Origin of the sequence: Niveispirillum sp. BGYR6, assembly GCF_027568365.1 — a bacterium.
In the GTDB taxonomy this organism is placed as follows: domain Bacteria; phylum Pseudomonadota; class Alphaproteobacteria; order Azospirillales; family Azospirillaceae; genus Niveispirillum.
This window is the reverse complement of sequence record NZ_JANLNL010000002.1, coordinates 824,863-840,655: the sequence shown is the minus strand read 5'-3', so window position 1 is coordinate 840,655 and position 15,793 is coordinate 824,863. Positions and strand designations below refer to the sequence as shown.

General features: G+C 63.0%; 11 protein-coding genes. 6 read left to right on the top strand and 5 right to left on the bottom strand.

Annotation, left to right across the window (positions count from 1 at the left end):
• Window positions 1-87: 87 nt before the first annotated feature.
• Together PCJ49_RS07875 and PCJ49_RS07870 are read left to right on the top strand one after the other, a co-directional pair.
• On the top strand, window positions 88-2,568 hold the full coding sequence (locus PCJ49_RS07875) for a TonB-dependent receptor (protein ID WP_269910439.1): 2,481 nt from the start codon (window positions 88-90) through the stop codon (window positions 2,566-2,568).
• A gap of 94 nt (window positions 2,569-2,662) precedes the next feature.
• Window positions 2,663-3,622, top strand: coding sequence for a glycerophosphodiester phosphodiesterase family protein (locus PCJ49_RS07870; RefSeq protein WP_269910438.1), 960 nt, complete (start codon window positions 2,663-2,665; stop codon window positions 3,620-3,622).
• On the opposite strand, the gene PCJ49_RS07865 is transcribed toward PCJ49_RS07870, so the two are convergent.
• Genes PCJ49_RS07865 through PCJ49_RS07850 form a run of 4 tightly spaced genes read right to left on the bottom strand, consistent with a single transcriptional unit; the run spans window position 3,619 to window position 8,198 of the window.
• Window positions 3,619-4,593: a dipeptide ABC transporter ATP-binding protein gene (locus PCJ49_RS07865; RefSeq protein ID WP_269910437.1), complete on the bottom strand. Its 975-nt coding sequence runs from the start codon at window positions 4,591-4,593 to the stop codon at window positions 3,619-3,621. The two genes, PCJ49_RS07870 and PCJ49_RS07865, sit on opposite strands and share 4 nt — an antisense overlap.
• Window positions 4,590-5,615 carry an ABC transporter ATP-binding protein gene (locus tag PCJ49_RS07860; protein WP_269910436.1) on the bottom strand — a complete coding sequence of 342 codons (1,026 nt, stop codon included), beginning with the start codon at window positions 5,613-5,615 and terminating at the stop codon, window positions 4,590-4,592. Before PCJ49_RS07860 ends, PCJ49_RS07865 begins: the two co-directional genes overlap by 4 nt.
• Window positions 5,615-7,048, bottom strand: coding sequence for a M81 family metallopeptidase (locus PCJ49_RS07855; protein WP_269910435.1), 1,434 nt, complete (start codon window positions 7,046-7,048; stop codon window positions 5,615-5,617). Before PCJ49_RS07855 ends, PCJ49_RS07860 begins: the two co-directional genes overlap by 1 nt.
• Window positions 7,049-7,061: 13 nt before the next feature.
• On the bottom strand, window positions 7,062-8,198 hold the full coding sequence (locus tag PCJ49_RS07850; RefSeq protein WP_269910434.1) for an ROK family transcriptional regulator: 1,137 nt from the start codon (window positions 8,196-8,198) through the stop codon (window positions 7,062-7,064).
• A 163-nt stretch (window positions 8,199-8,361) separates the two neighbouring features.
• Here PCJ49_RS07850 and PCJ49_RS07845 point away from each other — a divergent pair, with 163 nt between their 5' ends.
• The 4 genes from PCJ49_RS07845 to PCJ49_RS07830 are packed head-to-tail and all read left to right on the top strand — an operon-like array spanning window position 8,362 to window position 12,594.
• Entirely contained in the window at window positions 8,362-9,870 is a 1,509-nt protein-coding gene (locus PCJ49_RS07845) for an ABC transporter substrate-binding protein (protein WP_269910433.1), read from the top strand.
• 1 nt (window position 9,871) lies between these two features.
• The gene (locus tag PCJ49_RS07840) at window positions 9,872-10,792 is read left to right on the top strand and encodes an ABC transporter permease (RefSeq protein ID WP_269910432.1); all 921 of its coding nucleotides are present in this window, start codon (window positions 9,872-9,874) and stop codon (window positions 10,790-10,792) included.
• Window positions 10,793-10,800: 8 nt separating this feature from the next.
• Window positions 10,801-11,658: an ABC transporter permease gene (locus PCJ49_RS07835; RefSeq protein WP_269910431.1), complete on the top strand. Its 858-nt coding sequence runs from the start codon at window positions 10,801-10,803 to the stop codon at window positions 11,656-11,658.
• 18 nt (window positions 11,659-11,676) lie between these two features.
• The gene (locus PCJ49_RS07830) at window positions 11,677-12,594 is read left to right on the top strand and encodes an ROK family protein (protein ID WP_269910430.1); all 918 of its coding nucleotides are present in this window, start codon (window positions 11,677-11,679) and stop codon (window positions 12,592-12,594) included.
• Between the two features lie 105 nt (window positions 12,595-12,699).
• On the opposite strand, the gene PCJ49_RS07825 is transcribed toward PCJ49_RS07830, so the two are convergent.
• The gene (locus PCJ49_RS07825; RefSeq protein ID WP_269910429.1) at window positions 12,700-15,498 is read right to left on the bottom strand and encodes a TonB-dependent receptor; all 2,799 of its coding nucleotides are present in this window, start codon (window positions 15,496-15,498) and stop codon (window positions 12,700-12,702) included.
• Between the last annotated feature and the right edge of the window lie 295 nt (window positions 15,499-15,793).

The window sequence follows — 15,793 nt, the reverse complement described above, 5'->3', positions numbered from 1 at the left end:
ATATATGCGTCACGCGTCCCCCCTAGATTGCGGCACAGACCAGCCCTGTCTTGTCAGGGAGGGGGCTTTGGATAATGGGGAAGCGAGATGAAGCGGAGCGTATGGGGTGGAGTTGCCGTTTTTGCAATCGTTTGTAACGCTGCCGGTGCGATGGGGCAGGAAGCGCCGGCGGACAACACGGATCAGCTGGAGGAAATCGTTGTCACCGGATCGGTGCGCCAGCAGCGCCGGTTCGATGTGTCCTATGCCGTGAACAGCTTGTCGCAGGCCGATATCCTGCGCCTGGCCCCGAAGAGCATGACGGACCTGATCAGCGCCGTGCCGGGTATTCATGTCGAGCAATCCGGCGGTGAGGTGCAGAATATCACGCGCGTCCGGGGCATTCCCACGGATCGCGGCTATCTTTACTATCAGCAGGATGGCCTGCCGCTCTACCATGAGCTGGACGGTTTCTTTTTCAATCAGGGCGATGGCATGAACCGCTTCGACCTGATGACGGAGCGTCTGGAAGTTGTGCGCGGCGGCCCGGCCCCGATTTTCGCCAGCGCCGCCGCCGCGATTGCCAATGTGGTCACGGTCACCGGGGATCAGGTTGCGCGGGGCAAGGCCCAGCTGACGCTGGGCTCGACCGGGCTTTATCGCCTTGACGCGGTGCAATCCGGCCCGATCAGCGACAGCACGACTTTCGCCATCGGCGGCTTCTATCGTTATCACGAAGGCTATCGTGACAATGGTTTCCCGTCGGACCGGGGTGGCCAAATCCGGGGGAACATCAAGCATGAGTTTGATAACGGCTATGTGAAGGTCTCGGGCCAGTTTACCGATGATCACAACCTTTTCTATCTGTCGGCCCCGACAGCCGATCCGCGAAACACGGCTGTCAGCCTTGACCCCTATATCGATTACCACAAGGGGACGCTCCACACGCCGGAACTCCGCGCGGCGACCCTGCGCTACCGCGATGGTGCGGGCGTATTGCAATCCGTTCAGGGTGACCTTGCCAACGGTCGCCACATGCGCTTCACCAATATTGGCATTGATTATCAGGGCGCGTTCGCCGATTGGACCTTGTCGGCCAAGGCGGGCTATACAAGCGGCCGCAACCATTTTGACGCGCTCTACACCACAACCAATCCGGTTGACGCGGCCAGCTATGCGGCGGGCTTCCTGGCCCGATCGCAGGCTGCCTTTGGCAGCGGTGTCGCCCGCATGGGCTATGCGTTTGCCGGCACTGGCGGGGCGGGGATCTATGATCCCGCCCGTGATTCCGGTCTGGTGGTGCAGGCGCAGTATCGGTCGGTGACGGCCGATTTCTATTCTGGGCAAAGTGACGTCAGCCTGACGCGAAAGTTCGAAACCGGCTTTGGCAGTCATGATGTCCGTTTCGGCCTTTATGGTGCGCTCTGGGGCCTGGACAATTTTGCCCTCTATCAGAACTACCTGATGCAGGTGCGTACCCAGCCGCGGCTGCTTGATCTTGCTGCCTATAATGCTGGCGGCACTGCCGTCGGCTTCGTCACCGATAAGGGGGCCTTGAATGTTGCGGCCTCCTTGAACAGTGGCGGCTATGACGGTCGGCTCTTTGCCTTCTATGGCGCGGATACCTGGGACGTGACGGATCGGCTGCGCATTGATGTGGGCCTGCGCCACGAACGCTACAGCTATGATGGTTATGGCCGCCTCACCGGTACGGCGGATCTGGGTGACAAGACGACGCTTGCCGATGATGCCACCCGCGCATTTACCGGTGCGGTGGGTACCCAGTCGCTCGACGTTACGGCAACCAACTGGACCGTGGGGGGCAATTTCGACCTTACCGACCATTTCGGTATTTACGCCCGCACCTCCCGGCTTGAGGTGCCGCCCGTCGCCTCGATTACCAGCACCTATCCCACCCCGTCGCTGGCGGCGAGCAACGCGCGAATGCATGAAGTCGGCGTAAAGGCCAGTTTCGGCCGCACCTATCTTTATCTGACGGGCTTCTACACGAAGTTCGACCCGCTGAACGCCAGCTTCACCGCTTTCAATCCGCAGACGGGGCGCAGCGACCAAACCATCAACTTCATCGGCAATGCCGAAAACAAGGGCGTGGAGGCTGATGGGAAGTGGCAGATCACCGACGCGCTGTCGCTGGCCGGCGCATTTACCTATCAGGAGCCGAACTATATCGACTTCAGCAGCAACACCGGTGCTGATGGCAGCCGCGCAAATGGCAAGCAGATTGTGCGTGAGCCAAAAATTTTCTTCAATATCCAGCCGACCTTCAACATCCCGATAGAAGAAGACAACCTCAGCCTCTATGGGCGCTACGATTACGTGAGCAAGCGTTATACAGACTTCTTCAATAACACAGCGCTTCCCTCCTATGGTTATTTCACCGTGGGTGCTACTTACGACCATGGTGACTGGAGCGTCCAGGTGGTGGGAGACAATATCACCAACGCCAAGGGGATGACCGAAGGCAATACAGCGGGTGACCGTCTGGCCGGTCAGGGGGTGCCCACGGCAATTTTTGGCCGCACGATCTTTGGTCGCAACTACCGGCTGATGCTGAGTCGTAAATGGTGATTTTGCGCCCGTTGCAGCAACTGAATTCCCTGGGGATGAATATGTTGAACCGTCAGCAGGCCCCGATCACTGTTTCCGTCATGGTGAGGTAAAAATGCGTGCATTTGCACTGACATTGCTCATATCGCTTGTCCTTGGCAGCGGACTTCCGGCTAAGGCTGAGAATAATGCGACAAAAATCGCCAACAAAATCAACAAATCCCCCGCTGACATTATCGTCATCGCGCATCGGGGGTGTCACAATCCGATCCCTTCGCTGAAGCTGGCGGGGACCGCGCCGGAAAATTCCCTTGAAACCCTGGAGCGCTGCGTCGCCCTTGGGGTGGATGTCATGGAAACTGATGTACGCCGGACCAAAGACGGCTATCTGGTGATGATCCATGATGACAGCATTGATCGCACGACCAACGGCCAGGGCAAAGTATCCGCGCTGACCCTGGATCAGATCCGCCAGTTCCGTCTGCGGGCCGATGAAGGCGGCGAGAAGGCCCCCCTGACGGATGCGCAGGTGCCAACGCTGGAGGAAATGCTGTTGCGGGGGCAAGGGCGGATCATCTTCAACCTTGACGTCAAGGACGCAATCTATGCGGAGGTCGTCGCCACCGTCATCCGCTTGGGCGTCGCCGATCGGGTTCTGGTGAAAAACGTGGCCGGTGCGGGTTCCCCGCCATTATCGGGCATTGAACCTTACCGTCAGGTGCCTTTTGTGCCCATATTGGCTTCCGCTGACCGGGCGGGAAGCGATCTGGTGGCGGTGGCAAGGCATCAGGGGCAGGCAGATCGGCTGCCTGTTGCCTATGAAGCGCCCTATATGGATTTTCGTTATCTTCCCGATCTGGCGGCCGAGGCAAAGCGACAGGGCGTGCGCCTGTGGGTAAACAGCCTGTTTGACGGTTTCATCGCCGGGCTGGGCAGCGATGAAATGGCCACGCGTGACCCGGATGGCGTCTGGGGCCGCATGATCGGGGCAGGGGTCAGCATGATCCAGACTGATTATCCCGATGCCTTGATTGCCTATCTGCGGCATCGGCAGGTGGGGGCGGTGAAGCGTTAAATCTCCCCCGCCCGCAGGCAGGCCACGGCATGGCCGGGGCTGGCTTCCGCCAGCACCGGCCGTTCCTGCGCGCAAATCTCCGTTGCGTGCGGGCAGCGGGTGCGGAAGACGCAGCCGCTGGGCGGGTTGATCGGGCTGGGGATATCACCCTTCAGGATGATCTTTTCCCGCCGCCGGTCCAGATCCAGCGATGGCACGGCCGACAGCAGGGCGCGGGTATAGGGGTGGCGGGGATTGGCATAAAGATCGGCGGTGTCGGCCGTCTCCATGATCCGGCCCATATACATCACTACGATGCGGTCACAGGCATGTTCCACCACGGCCAGATCGTGGGAGATGAACAGCATGGTCAGGCCCAGATCGGCCTGCAAATCCTGCAACAGGTTCAAGACCTGCGCCTGGATGGAGACATCAAGCGCCGAGACCGGTTCATCGGCGACGATGAAATCCGGCTTCACCGCCAGCGCGCGGGCAATGCCGATGCGCTGGCGCTGGCCGCCGGAAAATTCATGCGGATAGCGCTTCATGGCGTCGGGCGGCAGCCCCACCATCCCCAGCAACTCAGCAATCCGCTCCCGCCGTTCGGCCCGCGGCACCAGCCGGTGGATGGAAAGCGGCTCAGCGATGATGCCTTCAATATTCTTGCGCGGGTCCAGGCTGGCGAACGGGTCTTGGAAGATCAGTTGCATCCGCCGGCGATAGGCCTGAAAGGCGGCTGGTTTCAGTTTCAGGATATCGGTGCCGTCAAAAGTCACGGCGCCGGATGTCGGCTGCGTCAGCCGCAGGATGGAGCGGCCCACCGTCGTCTTGCCGGAACCGGATTCCCCCACCAGCCCCACCATCTCGCCCCGGCGGATGGAAAAGCTGACCTGATCCACCGCATGAACCTTGGCCTTTGGGCGGCCCAGCAGATTGGTGCCGACCGGGAAGGTCGTCGTCAGGTCACGCACATCCAGCAACGGCGCGTTCATGGCAGCAGCTCCTTCCAGCGCACGCAACGCACCTGATGATCGGCGGCGGCTGCCTCCAACGGTGGCATGGCGGCGGTGCAGGCGTCGGTGGCCGACGCGCAGCGGCTGGCAAAGGCACAGCCGGGCGGCAGGTTGCGCGGGTCCGGCACATTGCCGGGAATGGCCTGCAGCCGCAGCCGCCCGCGCGCATCACGAAAGCGGAAGGGCGATCCCGGCACGCTGGCCATCAGGCCGCGCGTATAGGGGTGCAACGGGGTGCGAAAGACCTGATCAATCGGGCCGGATTCTACCACCCGCCCGCCATACATCACCACCACCCGGTCGGCCATTTCCGCCACCACACCCAGATTATGGGTGATGAACAGGATGGCCATGCCCATCTCGCGCTGCGCCTGGCGCATCAGTTCCAGGATTTGTGCCTGGATGGTGACATCCAGGGCTGTGGTCGGCTCATCGGCGATCAGCAGCAGCGGGCGGCAGGCCAGCGCCATGGCGATCATCACCCGCTGGCGCATCCCGCCTGACATCTGGTGCGGATAATCCTTGGCACGGGATGCGGGGGCCGGAATGCCCACCCGTTCCAGCATCGCCACCGCCTCCGCCCAGGCCGCTTTCCGGCCCAGGTTGCGATGCAGGGCGATGGCCTCGGCAATCTGGTCCCCCACCGGATAGACGGGGTTGAGGGAGGTCATCGGCTCTTGAAAAATCATCGAGATTTCATTGCCGCGCAGGGTGCGCATGGTCGCCGCATCGGCAGTGACCAGATCGCGCACACCTCCGTCGCGGCCCCGGAACAGGATCGATCCCCCCATGATCTTTCCTGCCGGGGCCGCAATCAGGCGCATCACCGAAAGGCTGGTGACGCTTTTGCCTGATCCGCTTTCGCCCACAATGGCCACGGTTTCACCGGGCCGGGCGGAAAAACTGACACCATCCACCGACCGCACCAGCCCGCGTTCGGTATCGAACCAGGTTTGCAGGTCGCGAACCTCCAGAACCGGCGGGGCTTCGATGCGGATCATCAGCGCGACCGGGCCGACAGCGTGGCCACGGGCGTGAAGCTGACATCACGGTCCCACGGATAGGTTGGTGTCACTTTACGGTTGCGGGCCAGCCGCTCCACGAACTGGTCCACCACGCCAGGCGACAGCGCCATCAGCGCCGGGTTGGCGATGGGGGCCAGTTCGGGCGACAGATAGCCCGATTTGACGACGACGATCTTGGCCGCCAGCGGGTCCAGCCCCAGGCGGGTGAAGTCGGCGATATTGTGATAGGGGCGGCGGCGGGCGGCCAGCACCAGGGTGATCCCGCCCAGCGTCAGCACCGCTTCGCGTTCCGCCGGCACCGCATGGCTGATCAGGCGCGTAACCTGCGCCGTCACCGTTACGCGCGGGCTGGCAGGGTCCAGTGTTGCCCCCACACTCACCGTGATTTCCGCGCCTTCGCCGGCGGCAAAGGCGGCTTCCAGGGCCGGCAGGTCGGTGATGGCGGCGATGATCACCCCATCCGCCCCCTGGCGGATCAGCTCGCCCAGCACATCCGCCCGGTCGCCCACCCCGCCACCGGTGGGGTTGTCACCGCTATCGGCCAGCACCACCGGATGGGTTTGGCTGGCAATGGCCTTGGCGACGCATTCCTCAATGCTGCCGGTATCGGTGCCGAAGACAAACTGGTCGCGCGCCTCCCAATAGGCTTGGGCGATGCGCTTGGCCTCCCGTTCCAGCACGGCGCGGTCGGTGCCGGTCAGGATGGCGGCGGCCGTGGCGCGCGGTTCATCCGCCCAGACATAGCCCACCATCAGGGAGGCATCCCAGATTCCGGGAATGGCATCGATCGCCGGCAACATGGCATAGAGGCTTTTGGCCGGTTCATCGACGGTGGAGGTGCGTTCGCCCGGCAGCACCACCGGGATCGGCGCCCACAGCAGGATGGGCTTCACCCCGGTTTCCAGGCTGCGCACCAGCATGGTGACGGCGCGGCGCATCGTCTCTTCCACATCAATATGCGGCGCGGTGCGGTAGGTGGAATACATGTCGATCGCATCGATAATCCGCTGCGAGACATTGCCATGCAGGTCATAGCTGACGGTAATCGGGCAATCGGGGCCGACCAGGGCGCGGGCGGCACTGATCCAGTCCCCCTCCGCATCCTCCATCCCTTCCACGAACATGGCGCCATGCATGGCCAGATACAGGCCATCAATGGGCAGGGTGGCCGCCAGCCGTTCCAGGAATTCGGCCTTGAACGCCTCATAGGTTTCCCGCGCTACCGGGCCGCCGGCAATGGCGCGGGCGTGGATGGTGGGCAGGAACTGAGCCGGATAATCCCCCAGAAAGGCAAAGCGGGGGGCCGCCAGCAGGGCGTCACCGCGCACGACCATGAAATCTTCCGCCCGGTTCAGCACGGGGTTGTAGGTCGAACATTCGATATGGATGCCGCCGACAGCGATGCGCATGGTCCGGGTGCCTTTATTGGAAGAAATCGGGATCGTGGAAGAATTTATGCGCCACCAGACCGGCCGCCCCGCGCGCCCAATGGTCGGGCTGGGTGCGGACGATGTGGATGGGGGTCTGCCCGGCCGACAGCGGCAGCACATGGGCATCAATGGCCTGCCGCATGGCCCGGCCGATCAGCCCGTCCAGCGGTGCCTCATCATGGGTGATCAGGATCAGTTCGGGATCGTTGATCTGGATGATATGGGCAATGGCCAGCCCCAGCGCTTCGCCGGCATGGTGCAGGATGCGCACGGCGCGGGCCTCCCCCGTGGCGGCCAGGGCTTCCAGTTCCGCCACGCTTTGGCAGGGCAGGCCCGATGAAGCCGCTTCGCCCAGAATGGCACTGACCGAGGCGATGGTATCCAGGCAGCCGCGCTTGCCGCAGCGGCAGGGGCGACCGCCGATTTCAATCGTGCAATGGGCGATTTCACCGGCACCACCGCGGCGACCCCGGTAAAGCTGACCGTCAATCACATGGGCTGAGCCAATGCCGGCCCCGACGGAGACCAGACAGAAGGACCGCACATCGCGGGCGGCCCCATAAAGATGCTGGCTGATCGCCACGGCCTTGGCATCATTTTCCATATAGGTGGGCAGGCCCGTTGCCCCCTCCACCATGGCGGACAGGGGCACATCCTGCCAGCCCAGCAGGGTGGATTGCAGGCAGGTGCCCTGCGATGGGTCCACCAGACCGGACAGGGTGACGCCGATGCCGGCCAACTGGTCCCGCTGCACCGGCTTGCCGTCCAACAGCAGGCCAATGCCCGCCGCCACATCCCGCGCCACGGAAAGCGGTTCACGCGACCGGGGCTGCGAGGCCTGGGCCAGAATGTCGCCATTCAGGTCGGTTAGCACCATCATCATCGGATCGTCGATCAGCGAGACACCGACGAAATAGGCACAGGCCGGGTTGATGCCCAGCAGGATGGAGGGGCGGCCCACGCCGCGTACCGTCTCCGTCTCCCGCAGGATGCCATCCTGAATCAGGTCGCGCACCAGCGTCGTCATCGCCGCCTTGCTGAGATCCAGCCGTTCGGCCAGATCGCTGCGGCTGAGCGGCCCGCCTTCCGCGATGGTGCGCAGGGCCTGACGTTGGGTGGGGTTGAGCATCAGGGAGATGGGCCTGAGGGTTAAGTTCAATTTCTAAATTTATTACGCATAATTAGTTCAAAAGTGAAGAGGCTTTTGGTAGGGTTGGTAAAGTTTGCTGCTGGGCAGGGGTTTCAAGCCGATGAAGGCGCGTGGGTTGCCAAATGTCAGGAAGGGTCGCTTTGTGGCGGCCACCCTGTTTGCCGGGCTGTTGGCGGGGCTGCCTTTGGCGGCCCCTGCCGCGACGCTGAACGTGTTGCAGAATGAGGCGCCGCGCAGCATGGACCCCGGCGACCAGACGGCGACCTTCACCTACACGGTGCTGGAACCGCTTTATGAAGGGCTGGTGCGGCGGAACCGGCAATTGCAGTTGGAACCGGCGTTGGCCACCGAATGGTCCAGCGATGCGGCCGGGCTGGTCTGGACCTTCAAGCTGCGGCCCGGCGTCAGCTTCCATGACGGCACGCCGTTCAATGCCGATGTGGTGGTGAAGAATTTTCAGCGCCATCTGGACGCCAAGCGCGGTCTGGCGGCATCCGGCCGCATCCGGCAGGTGCTGGCCAGCGTGGTGGCGCTGGATGAGATGAATGTCCAGTTCACCCTGAAGGGGCCGTACCCGGCCTTCCTGTCGCTGCTGACCACCGGCCCCGCCCTGATGGTCAGCCCCCAGGCCGATGCCGCCGGCACCCTGTCCCGCCTGGCCGTGGGCACCGGGCCTTACCGGCTGGTGGAATATCGCTCCGGCGAATATGTGCTGGAAGAACGTTTCCCCGGTTACTGGGGCAAGCCGGGCGGCACGGAACGCATCAAATGGACCTGGACCGCCGAACAATCCGTGCTGAACATGGCGATCCAGGCGGGGGAGGTGGATATTGTCAACCCGTTGCCGCCGGTATTCGCCCGCATGGTCAAGGCCAATACCGCTCTGACGCTGCATGAAAGTGACGGGGCGGTGGTGTTCTTCGTGGCGCTGAACCTGAAACAGAAGCCGTTGGATGATGTGCGGGTGCGTCAGGCCCTGAACCTGGCCACCGACCGGGCTGCCCTGGTGAAGGCGATCATGTTCGGCTTTGGCCGCCCGGCCAATTCCCCCCTCTCCCCCGTCACCCCCGGCTATGATGCCAGCCTGAACCCCTATCCGTTCGACCCCGTAAAGGCCAAGGAACTGCTGGTTCAGGCTGGATTGCTGGACGGGTTCAGCCTGTCGGTGGCGGTGCAGGAACCAGAGGCGCGTATTGCCGAGGTGCTGCAGGGCATGTGGGCCAAGATCGGCGTGAAGCTGGAGGTCCGCAAAATGGAAAGCGGCGTCTGGTCCAATGCCGCCTTCGCCAACCCGGATCAGAAGGCCAAGGAAGGTACGGGCGCTATCCTCACCTCCTGGTCATCGGGGGTGAATGGGGCGGATATGCAGTTGCGCCCGCTCTACCACACGGCCAGCTTCGTGCCGACCGGGGCCAATCTGGGCTTCTATTCCTCCCCCACTTTAGATGGCTTGCTGGACAAGGCGGCGGCGACAGCGGATGAGGCCGCCCGCAACGCGCTGTATGGGGAGGCGCAGAAACTGATCAACGCCGACGCGCCGCATGTGCTGCTGTACTACAAAAAGGATCTGTTCGCCGCCCAGGCCAACATCCAGAACCTGTGGACGGAACCGGGCGGCGGCATCGCCGTGCGCGATGCGGTGAAGCCTTAACATGCATATTTATCTGCTGAAGAAACTGGTCACCCTGCCGCTGATCCTGCTGGGTGTCTCGCTGCTGGTCTTCGTGGCCCTGCGCGCCCTACCGGGCGACCCCGCCCGCCTGATGGCAGGACCGGAGGCACCGCAGGAAGCGGTGGATGCCATGCGCGTCCGCCTGGGGCTGGATGATCCCCTGCCGCTGCAATATCTGCGTTTCGCCGGGTCGGCGCTGGGGGGTGACCTGGGCACCTCCATCCGGTCGGGCCGACCGGTGACAGTGGAAATCGCCGAACGGCTGCCCAAAACCATTTCGCTGGCCCTGGTCGCCTATGGCATCGCCATTTCCGTGGGCCTGTCGGCGGGCATGGCGGCGGCGGTCAACCGCAACCGCTGGCCCGATCAGGCAACCATGCTGTTCGCCATTGCCGGCGCCTCCATCGCCAATTTCTGGCTGGCCCTGCTGGCGATGAATTACTTCGCGGTGGAACTGGGCTGGCTGCCGCTGATGGGGTCGGGCACATGGAAACATTACATCATGCCGGCCATCACCCTGGCGGTGATGCCGACGGCGGTGATTGCCCGGATGACACGCGCCTCAATGATAGAGGTGGTGGGCCAAGATTATATCCGCACCGCCCGCGCCAAGGGCCTGCCTGAACGGGTGGTGATGCGCAAGCACGCGCTGCGCAATGCCCTGGTGCCCATCGTCACCATCATCGGGCTGAATTTCGGCAGCATGTTGGGCGGGGCGGTGGTGACGGAATCGGTGTTCAACTGGCCCGGCCTGGGCCGGCTACTGGTGGATTCCGTGCGCTTCCGTGATTACCCGACGGTGCAGGGCGTCACCCTGGTGGCCGTCACCGCCGTCGTCATGATGAATTTCCTGGCCGAGATGCTGATCGCGGCCATCAATCCCCGCATCCGGTTTGATTGAGGGCCGCCATGACCGAGATCACCGCCCCCATGGACAGCAAGGCCCGTCGCCGCAGGCGCTGGCTGTCCCGTCGCCGCAGCATCTTCATCGGCGGCTTGCTGGTGGGGCTGGTGCTGCTGGCCGCCATCCTGGCCCCGCTGCTGTCGCCCGCCGATCCCTATGAACAGGTGCTGTCCGACGCGCTTTTGCCGCCCAGTTGGGACCATCCGTTCGGCACCGATGATAATGGCCGCGACCTGCTGGCCCGCGTGCTCTATGGTGCGCGGCTGTCTTTGCTGGAGGTGGTGGTGGGCGTCGGGCTGGCGGTGCTGGTGGGCGTGCCGCTGGGGCTGGCCGCCGGCACCATCGGGGGGCTGGTCGATCAGGTGATCATGTGGACCATGGATGTACTGTTCGCCTTTCCCGGCGTGGTGCTGGCCATCCTGATCGTCTCCATCCTGGGGCCGGGCCTGTTCAACCTGTTGATCGCCATCGCCATTTTCTCCGTGCCGGTCTATGCGCGGCTGATGCGCAACGTGGCCCTGGGCCTGAAAAGCATGGATTATGTGGAGGCGGCACGCGCCCTGGGCGCATCCACCCCGCGCATCATGTTCGACCATATCCTGCGCAACGCCCTTGGCCCCGTCATCGTGCAATCCACCCTGACGGCGGGTACGGTGGTTTTGTCAGCGGCCAGCCTGTCCTTCCTGGGTATGGGGGCCCAGCCGCCCATGCCGGAATGGGGGGCGATGATGAGCGATGGGCGCAACTATCTGGGCGTGAATATCTATATGTCCCTGTTTCCCGGTCTGGCGATCATGCTGACCGTGCTTGGTTTCAACATCCTCGGCGACGGTCTGCGCGACCTGCTTGACCCGAGAAGCTGACGAACGGGTGTGTCTGCCGTGGCTTTCTGTGTCGATATCGGCGGTTCCTTCATGAAATTCGGCCTCGCCCCCCGCAATGGGGAGGCGGTGCGACAGGTCGATCAGGTGCCGACCCCGGCCCATAGCTGGGCGGATTTCGTGGCGGCGCTGGCCGGCCTCTGCGCCCGCCATGGCGCGGGGCAGCCGGCGGATGCGCCGCTGGCCATCTCCATGGCCGGCATCGTTGATCCCGACAGCGGCATCCTGACCGCCGCCTCCAACCTGGGCGGTCTGGTGGGGCACCGGCTGGCGGCGGAACTGACGGTGGCGCTGGGTCGCCCGGTGCGGGTGGCCAATGATGCCGATTGCTTCGCCCTGGCGGAGGCCACCGTTGGCGCCGGGCGGGGCCACCGGGTGGTGTTCGGCATCATCCTGGGTACCGGCATCGGTGGCGGGCTGGTGGTGGGTGGCCGGTTGATTTCCGGGGCTGCCGGCATCACCGGGGAATGGGGCCATGGCGCCATTGTGAAAACCATGGCCGGATCGCCCCCCGTCGCCATTCCCCGGCTGGAATGCGGCTGCGGTGGGGTGGGCTGTATTGAAACCTTCGGCAGTGCGCGCGGGTTGGAACGGCTGCACCGCCATCTGACGGGCCAGGGGCTGGACAGTCGCGGCATCGTTGACGGCTGGCAGGCGGGTGAGGCTCTCAGCAGCCGCACCATGTCCATCTTCCTGGAACTGGTGTCTGAACCGCTGGCCCTGCTGGTCAATGCTATCGGCCCGCATCTGGTGCCGGTGGGTGGCGGCCTCGGCTCATCGGCCCCGCTGGTGGCGGCCCTGGATCAGGCCGTCCGCGCCCTGATCCTGCGGCGGACGGAGGAGCCGTTGCTGGTGCCGGCCGAGCTGGGGGCCAATGCCGGGTTGATCGGGGCCGCCGTGCTGGCCTTGCAGCCGTAGAGTTAAGGTCGACATTTCCAACCCTTCTCCCGCAATAAAAATAAGGGGGCGGACGGGCCGCCCCCTTTCAGGGATCCTGAGGAAGAAGGGAGAGTCAAAAAACCGTTAGAAATCGGCGCGGACACCGATTGCGTAACGGGCACCCGTATCGACATAGGTCAGGACCTGATTGTCGAAGCGGCCGGTGGTGACGACTTCGCTGCCGAAAATATTGGTGCCTTCAGCGAAGACCTGCACATTCTCAAGCACATTGTAGCTGACGCGGGCGTCAACCTGATCATAGGTCCGGCGATAGACCGGATCGGAACCAGCGCTGGGATTGACCAGATTTTCCAGGAAACGTTCGCGGCGGTTATAGGCGACGCGTGCCGACAGCCCGTCCATTTCATAGAAAACGGCCAGGTTCTGGCTGTCGCCCAAACCTTCCAGCGCGAAGGAGGTGGTGGTGGAGCTGGGGTCGAACACGGCGTTGCTGTCCACGAAGGTGGCATTCGCCTGGACACCGAAACCGGCCAGCAGACCGGGCAGGTAATCCATCGTGTGGTTCACGTTGAACTCAAACCCATGGACATTGGCGCTCTGCGCGTTACGCGGACGGCGCACGCTGAACGTCACCTGGTTCGGCCCGGTCACGCCACCGGCACCCACCGCCAGCTTGCCGGCATTGGCGATGTTGAACACCTCGTCCGCCCGGGTCTGCACCACGAAATTGTTGACGCGCTTATAGAAAGCGGCCGCCGACAAGGTGGTGGTACGGGTCGGGTACCATTCGAACGACATGTCGAAATTGTCAGAGGTGTAGGGCTTCAGCGACGGGTTGCCGCCCGAAGCGTCCAGGCTGGCCGGACGCACCGTATCAAAGCTGACACGCGGCGCCATATCGCTGATCTGCGGACGGGTCAGCGTGCGGGAAGCGCCGAAACGGGCGATCACATCGTCCGTCAGGTCGATCTTCACATTCAGGCTGGGCAGCAGGTAGTCATAGCTGCTGCTCTGGCTGGTCGCCACCGGCACGCCGTTATTGGCATAGACCGCCGTATAGATGGTGGGGTCGTTGGCCACCGGCAGAATGTCGGTCAAAGCCCGCTGCTGGCCTGCGGCCTTCACTTCGGTATGGATATAGCGGAAGCCGATATTCACGAACCAGGGCATGTTGCCCAGGTCACCCTTGAAATCAGTATCCACATAACCGCCATAGACATTTTCCTTCACGGAGAAGGAATTGGGCTGGCGGGTCGCGGTATAGCCCTTGCTGGCGGCCAGACGGGCCGCCGTGGTGCCGGGTGCCAGACCCTGGGCCTTATCCAGGGCTGCCGCCGCCGCCGGGCTTTCCAGGAAGCTGAAATAGGCGTTGGCGTCATAGGTCATGAAATTGGCCGGGAAACGCCCGCCGGAACCCAGGAAGCTGCCCAGGCTGAACGGCTTCAACAGGGAAGCATCAGCCGAAGTCGGATAACCGCAATACAGGCACTGGATGTTCGGGTCGCTGGTGACCGAATTGCTGGTCTTTTCGCGGTTGGTATTGATCAGGCCGAAACGGATGGCATCCAGCACGCCGCCATCGCTCTTCCATTCGGTGTCCAGCTTGTACTCGAACACCTCTTCCGCCTCGTCATTGCCCTGACGGATGGCGATATGGGTGCGGCCCCGCGTCGGGTCGGTCAGCGAGGTGGTGTGACCGAAGACCGAGGGGAAGCCGCCGCCATCCGCCTGCTGGAAGCTGTAGGTGGAGGGAATGCCGATAACGGTGAAGATATTCTTGCCACCATTATTATTGGCAGCCTTGGACCAGGAAGCGTCCGCCTTCACCGTCAGATTGTCATTGACGTTCCAGGCACCATTCAGACCCAGGGCCTTGGTGGTGACGTTACGGTTGTTGCTGTTGATGATCAGGTCGGCGTTGCCGTTGGTCGTCAGGCCGGTGACCGTGCGGTTGGAATCGATCTGCGCAGCGGTATAGCTGGACGGTTCAAACCAGTTGCCGAGCGCATGGCTGGTCGAATCCACCGTGAACTTGTTGTAAAGCCCGTCCAGGGTGAAGACCAGATCGTCATTGGCCTGCAGCTGGGTAGTCAGGTTGACGCCAATGCGTTCGCGCTCCGAATCCTCCTGGGCGATGTCCAGGTTGCGCGGGGCATAGACATTGGTGGCGATGGGCTTGGAGGAGGGGCCGATCGTCTGGCCGGACAGATAGCCGTTCACCGTGGTGGACGGGGTTTCCGTCTCACGCTTCTGGTAAGACACGGCCAGCAGGGCGCCCAGCTTGTCATCATTGAAGGTGCCGGACAGCAGGCCGAAAGCCTGCGGCGAGACCTTCTTATTATTCTCTTCATACACGCCCTTGGCGGACGCGATGGCCTTGAAGCCGCCAATATCAAACGGGCGCGCCGTCTTCACATTGATGGTGGAGCCGATGCCGCCATCCTGCACCTGGGCCTGGCTGGTCTTATAGACGTCGGCGCCGGAAATCAGTTCGGCGGCCAGCAGGTCGAAGGAGAATTCGCGGCCCTGGTTTTCCGAGGCGAAGGAACGGCCATTGACCAGCACCGTGTTGAATTCCGGCCCGAAGCCGCGCACGGTGACAAAACGGCCTTCGCCGCCGCTGCGGTCGATGGAGACGCCGGGGATGCGCTGCAGCGATTCCGCCACGTTGCTGTCCGGGAACTTGCCCAGATCTTCGCTGGCGATGCTGTCCATCACGATGCCGGCAGAACGCTTCATTTCCGCCGAGGCCTGCAGGGAGCGGCGGATACCGGTGACGACGATTTCGTCCAGCGTGCCGTCCGTAGCACCATTGGCATTCTGCGCCATCGCCGGCATTGCCGGGATCAGGGCGCACAGCGCGGCCATGCCAACACCACCCAGGCCGGCAGCCATGCGCCGGCCCATAGTCTTTTTCAGCATATGTCACTCCTCCCACACATTACTTCTTGCTGACCGGGCGTACCGGTCTGACCGAACAGGATTGTGCCGCCCGGATTTTCGACGTCTGCCGGAGGAGGAGCCCCCTCCACCGTTCTTGCCGTCGGTTTCTTGTATATGAATTATCAGATAAATATAACATTGCAATCGACGAACTGACGCTTTCGGGCTAAAACGTTCCCTCGTGTGGTATATCTGCATCGGCCCGTTGGGCTGCGGTCTGCCCGCCAAGGCATAAAAATGCCAATATAATCAAGTGGGAGGAGTTTATGGACAA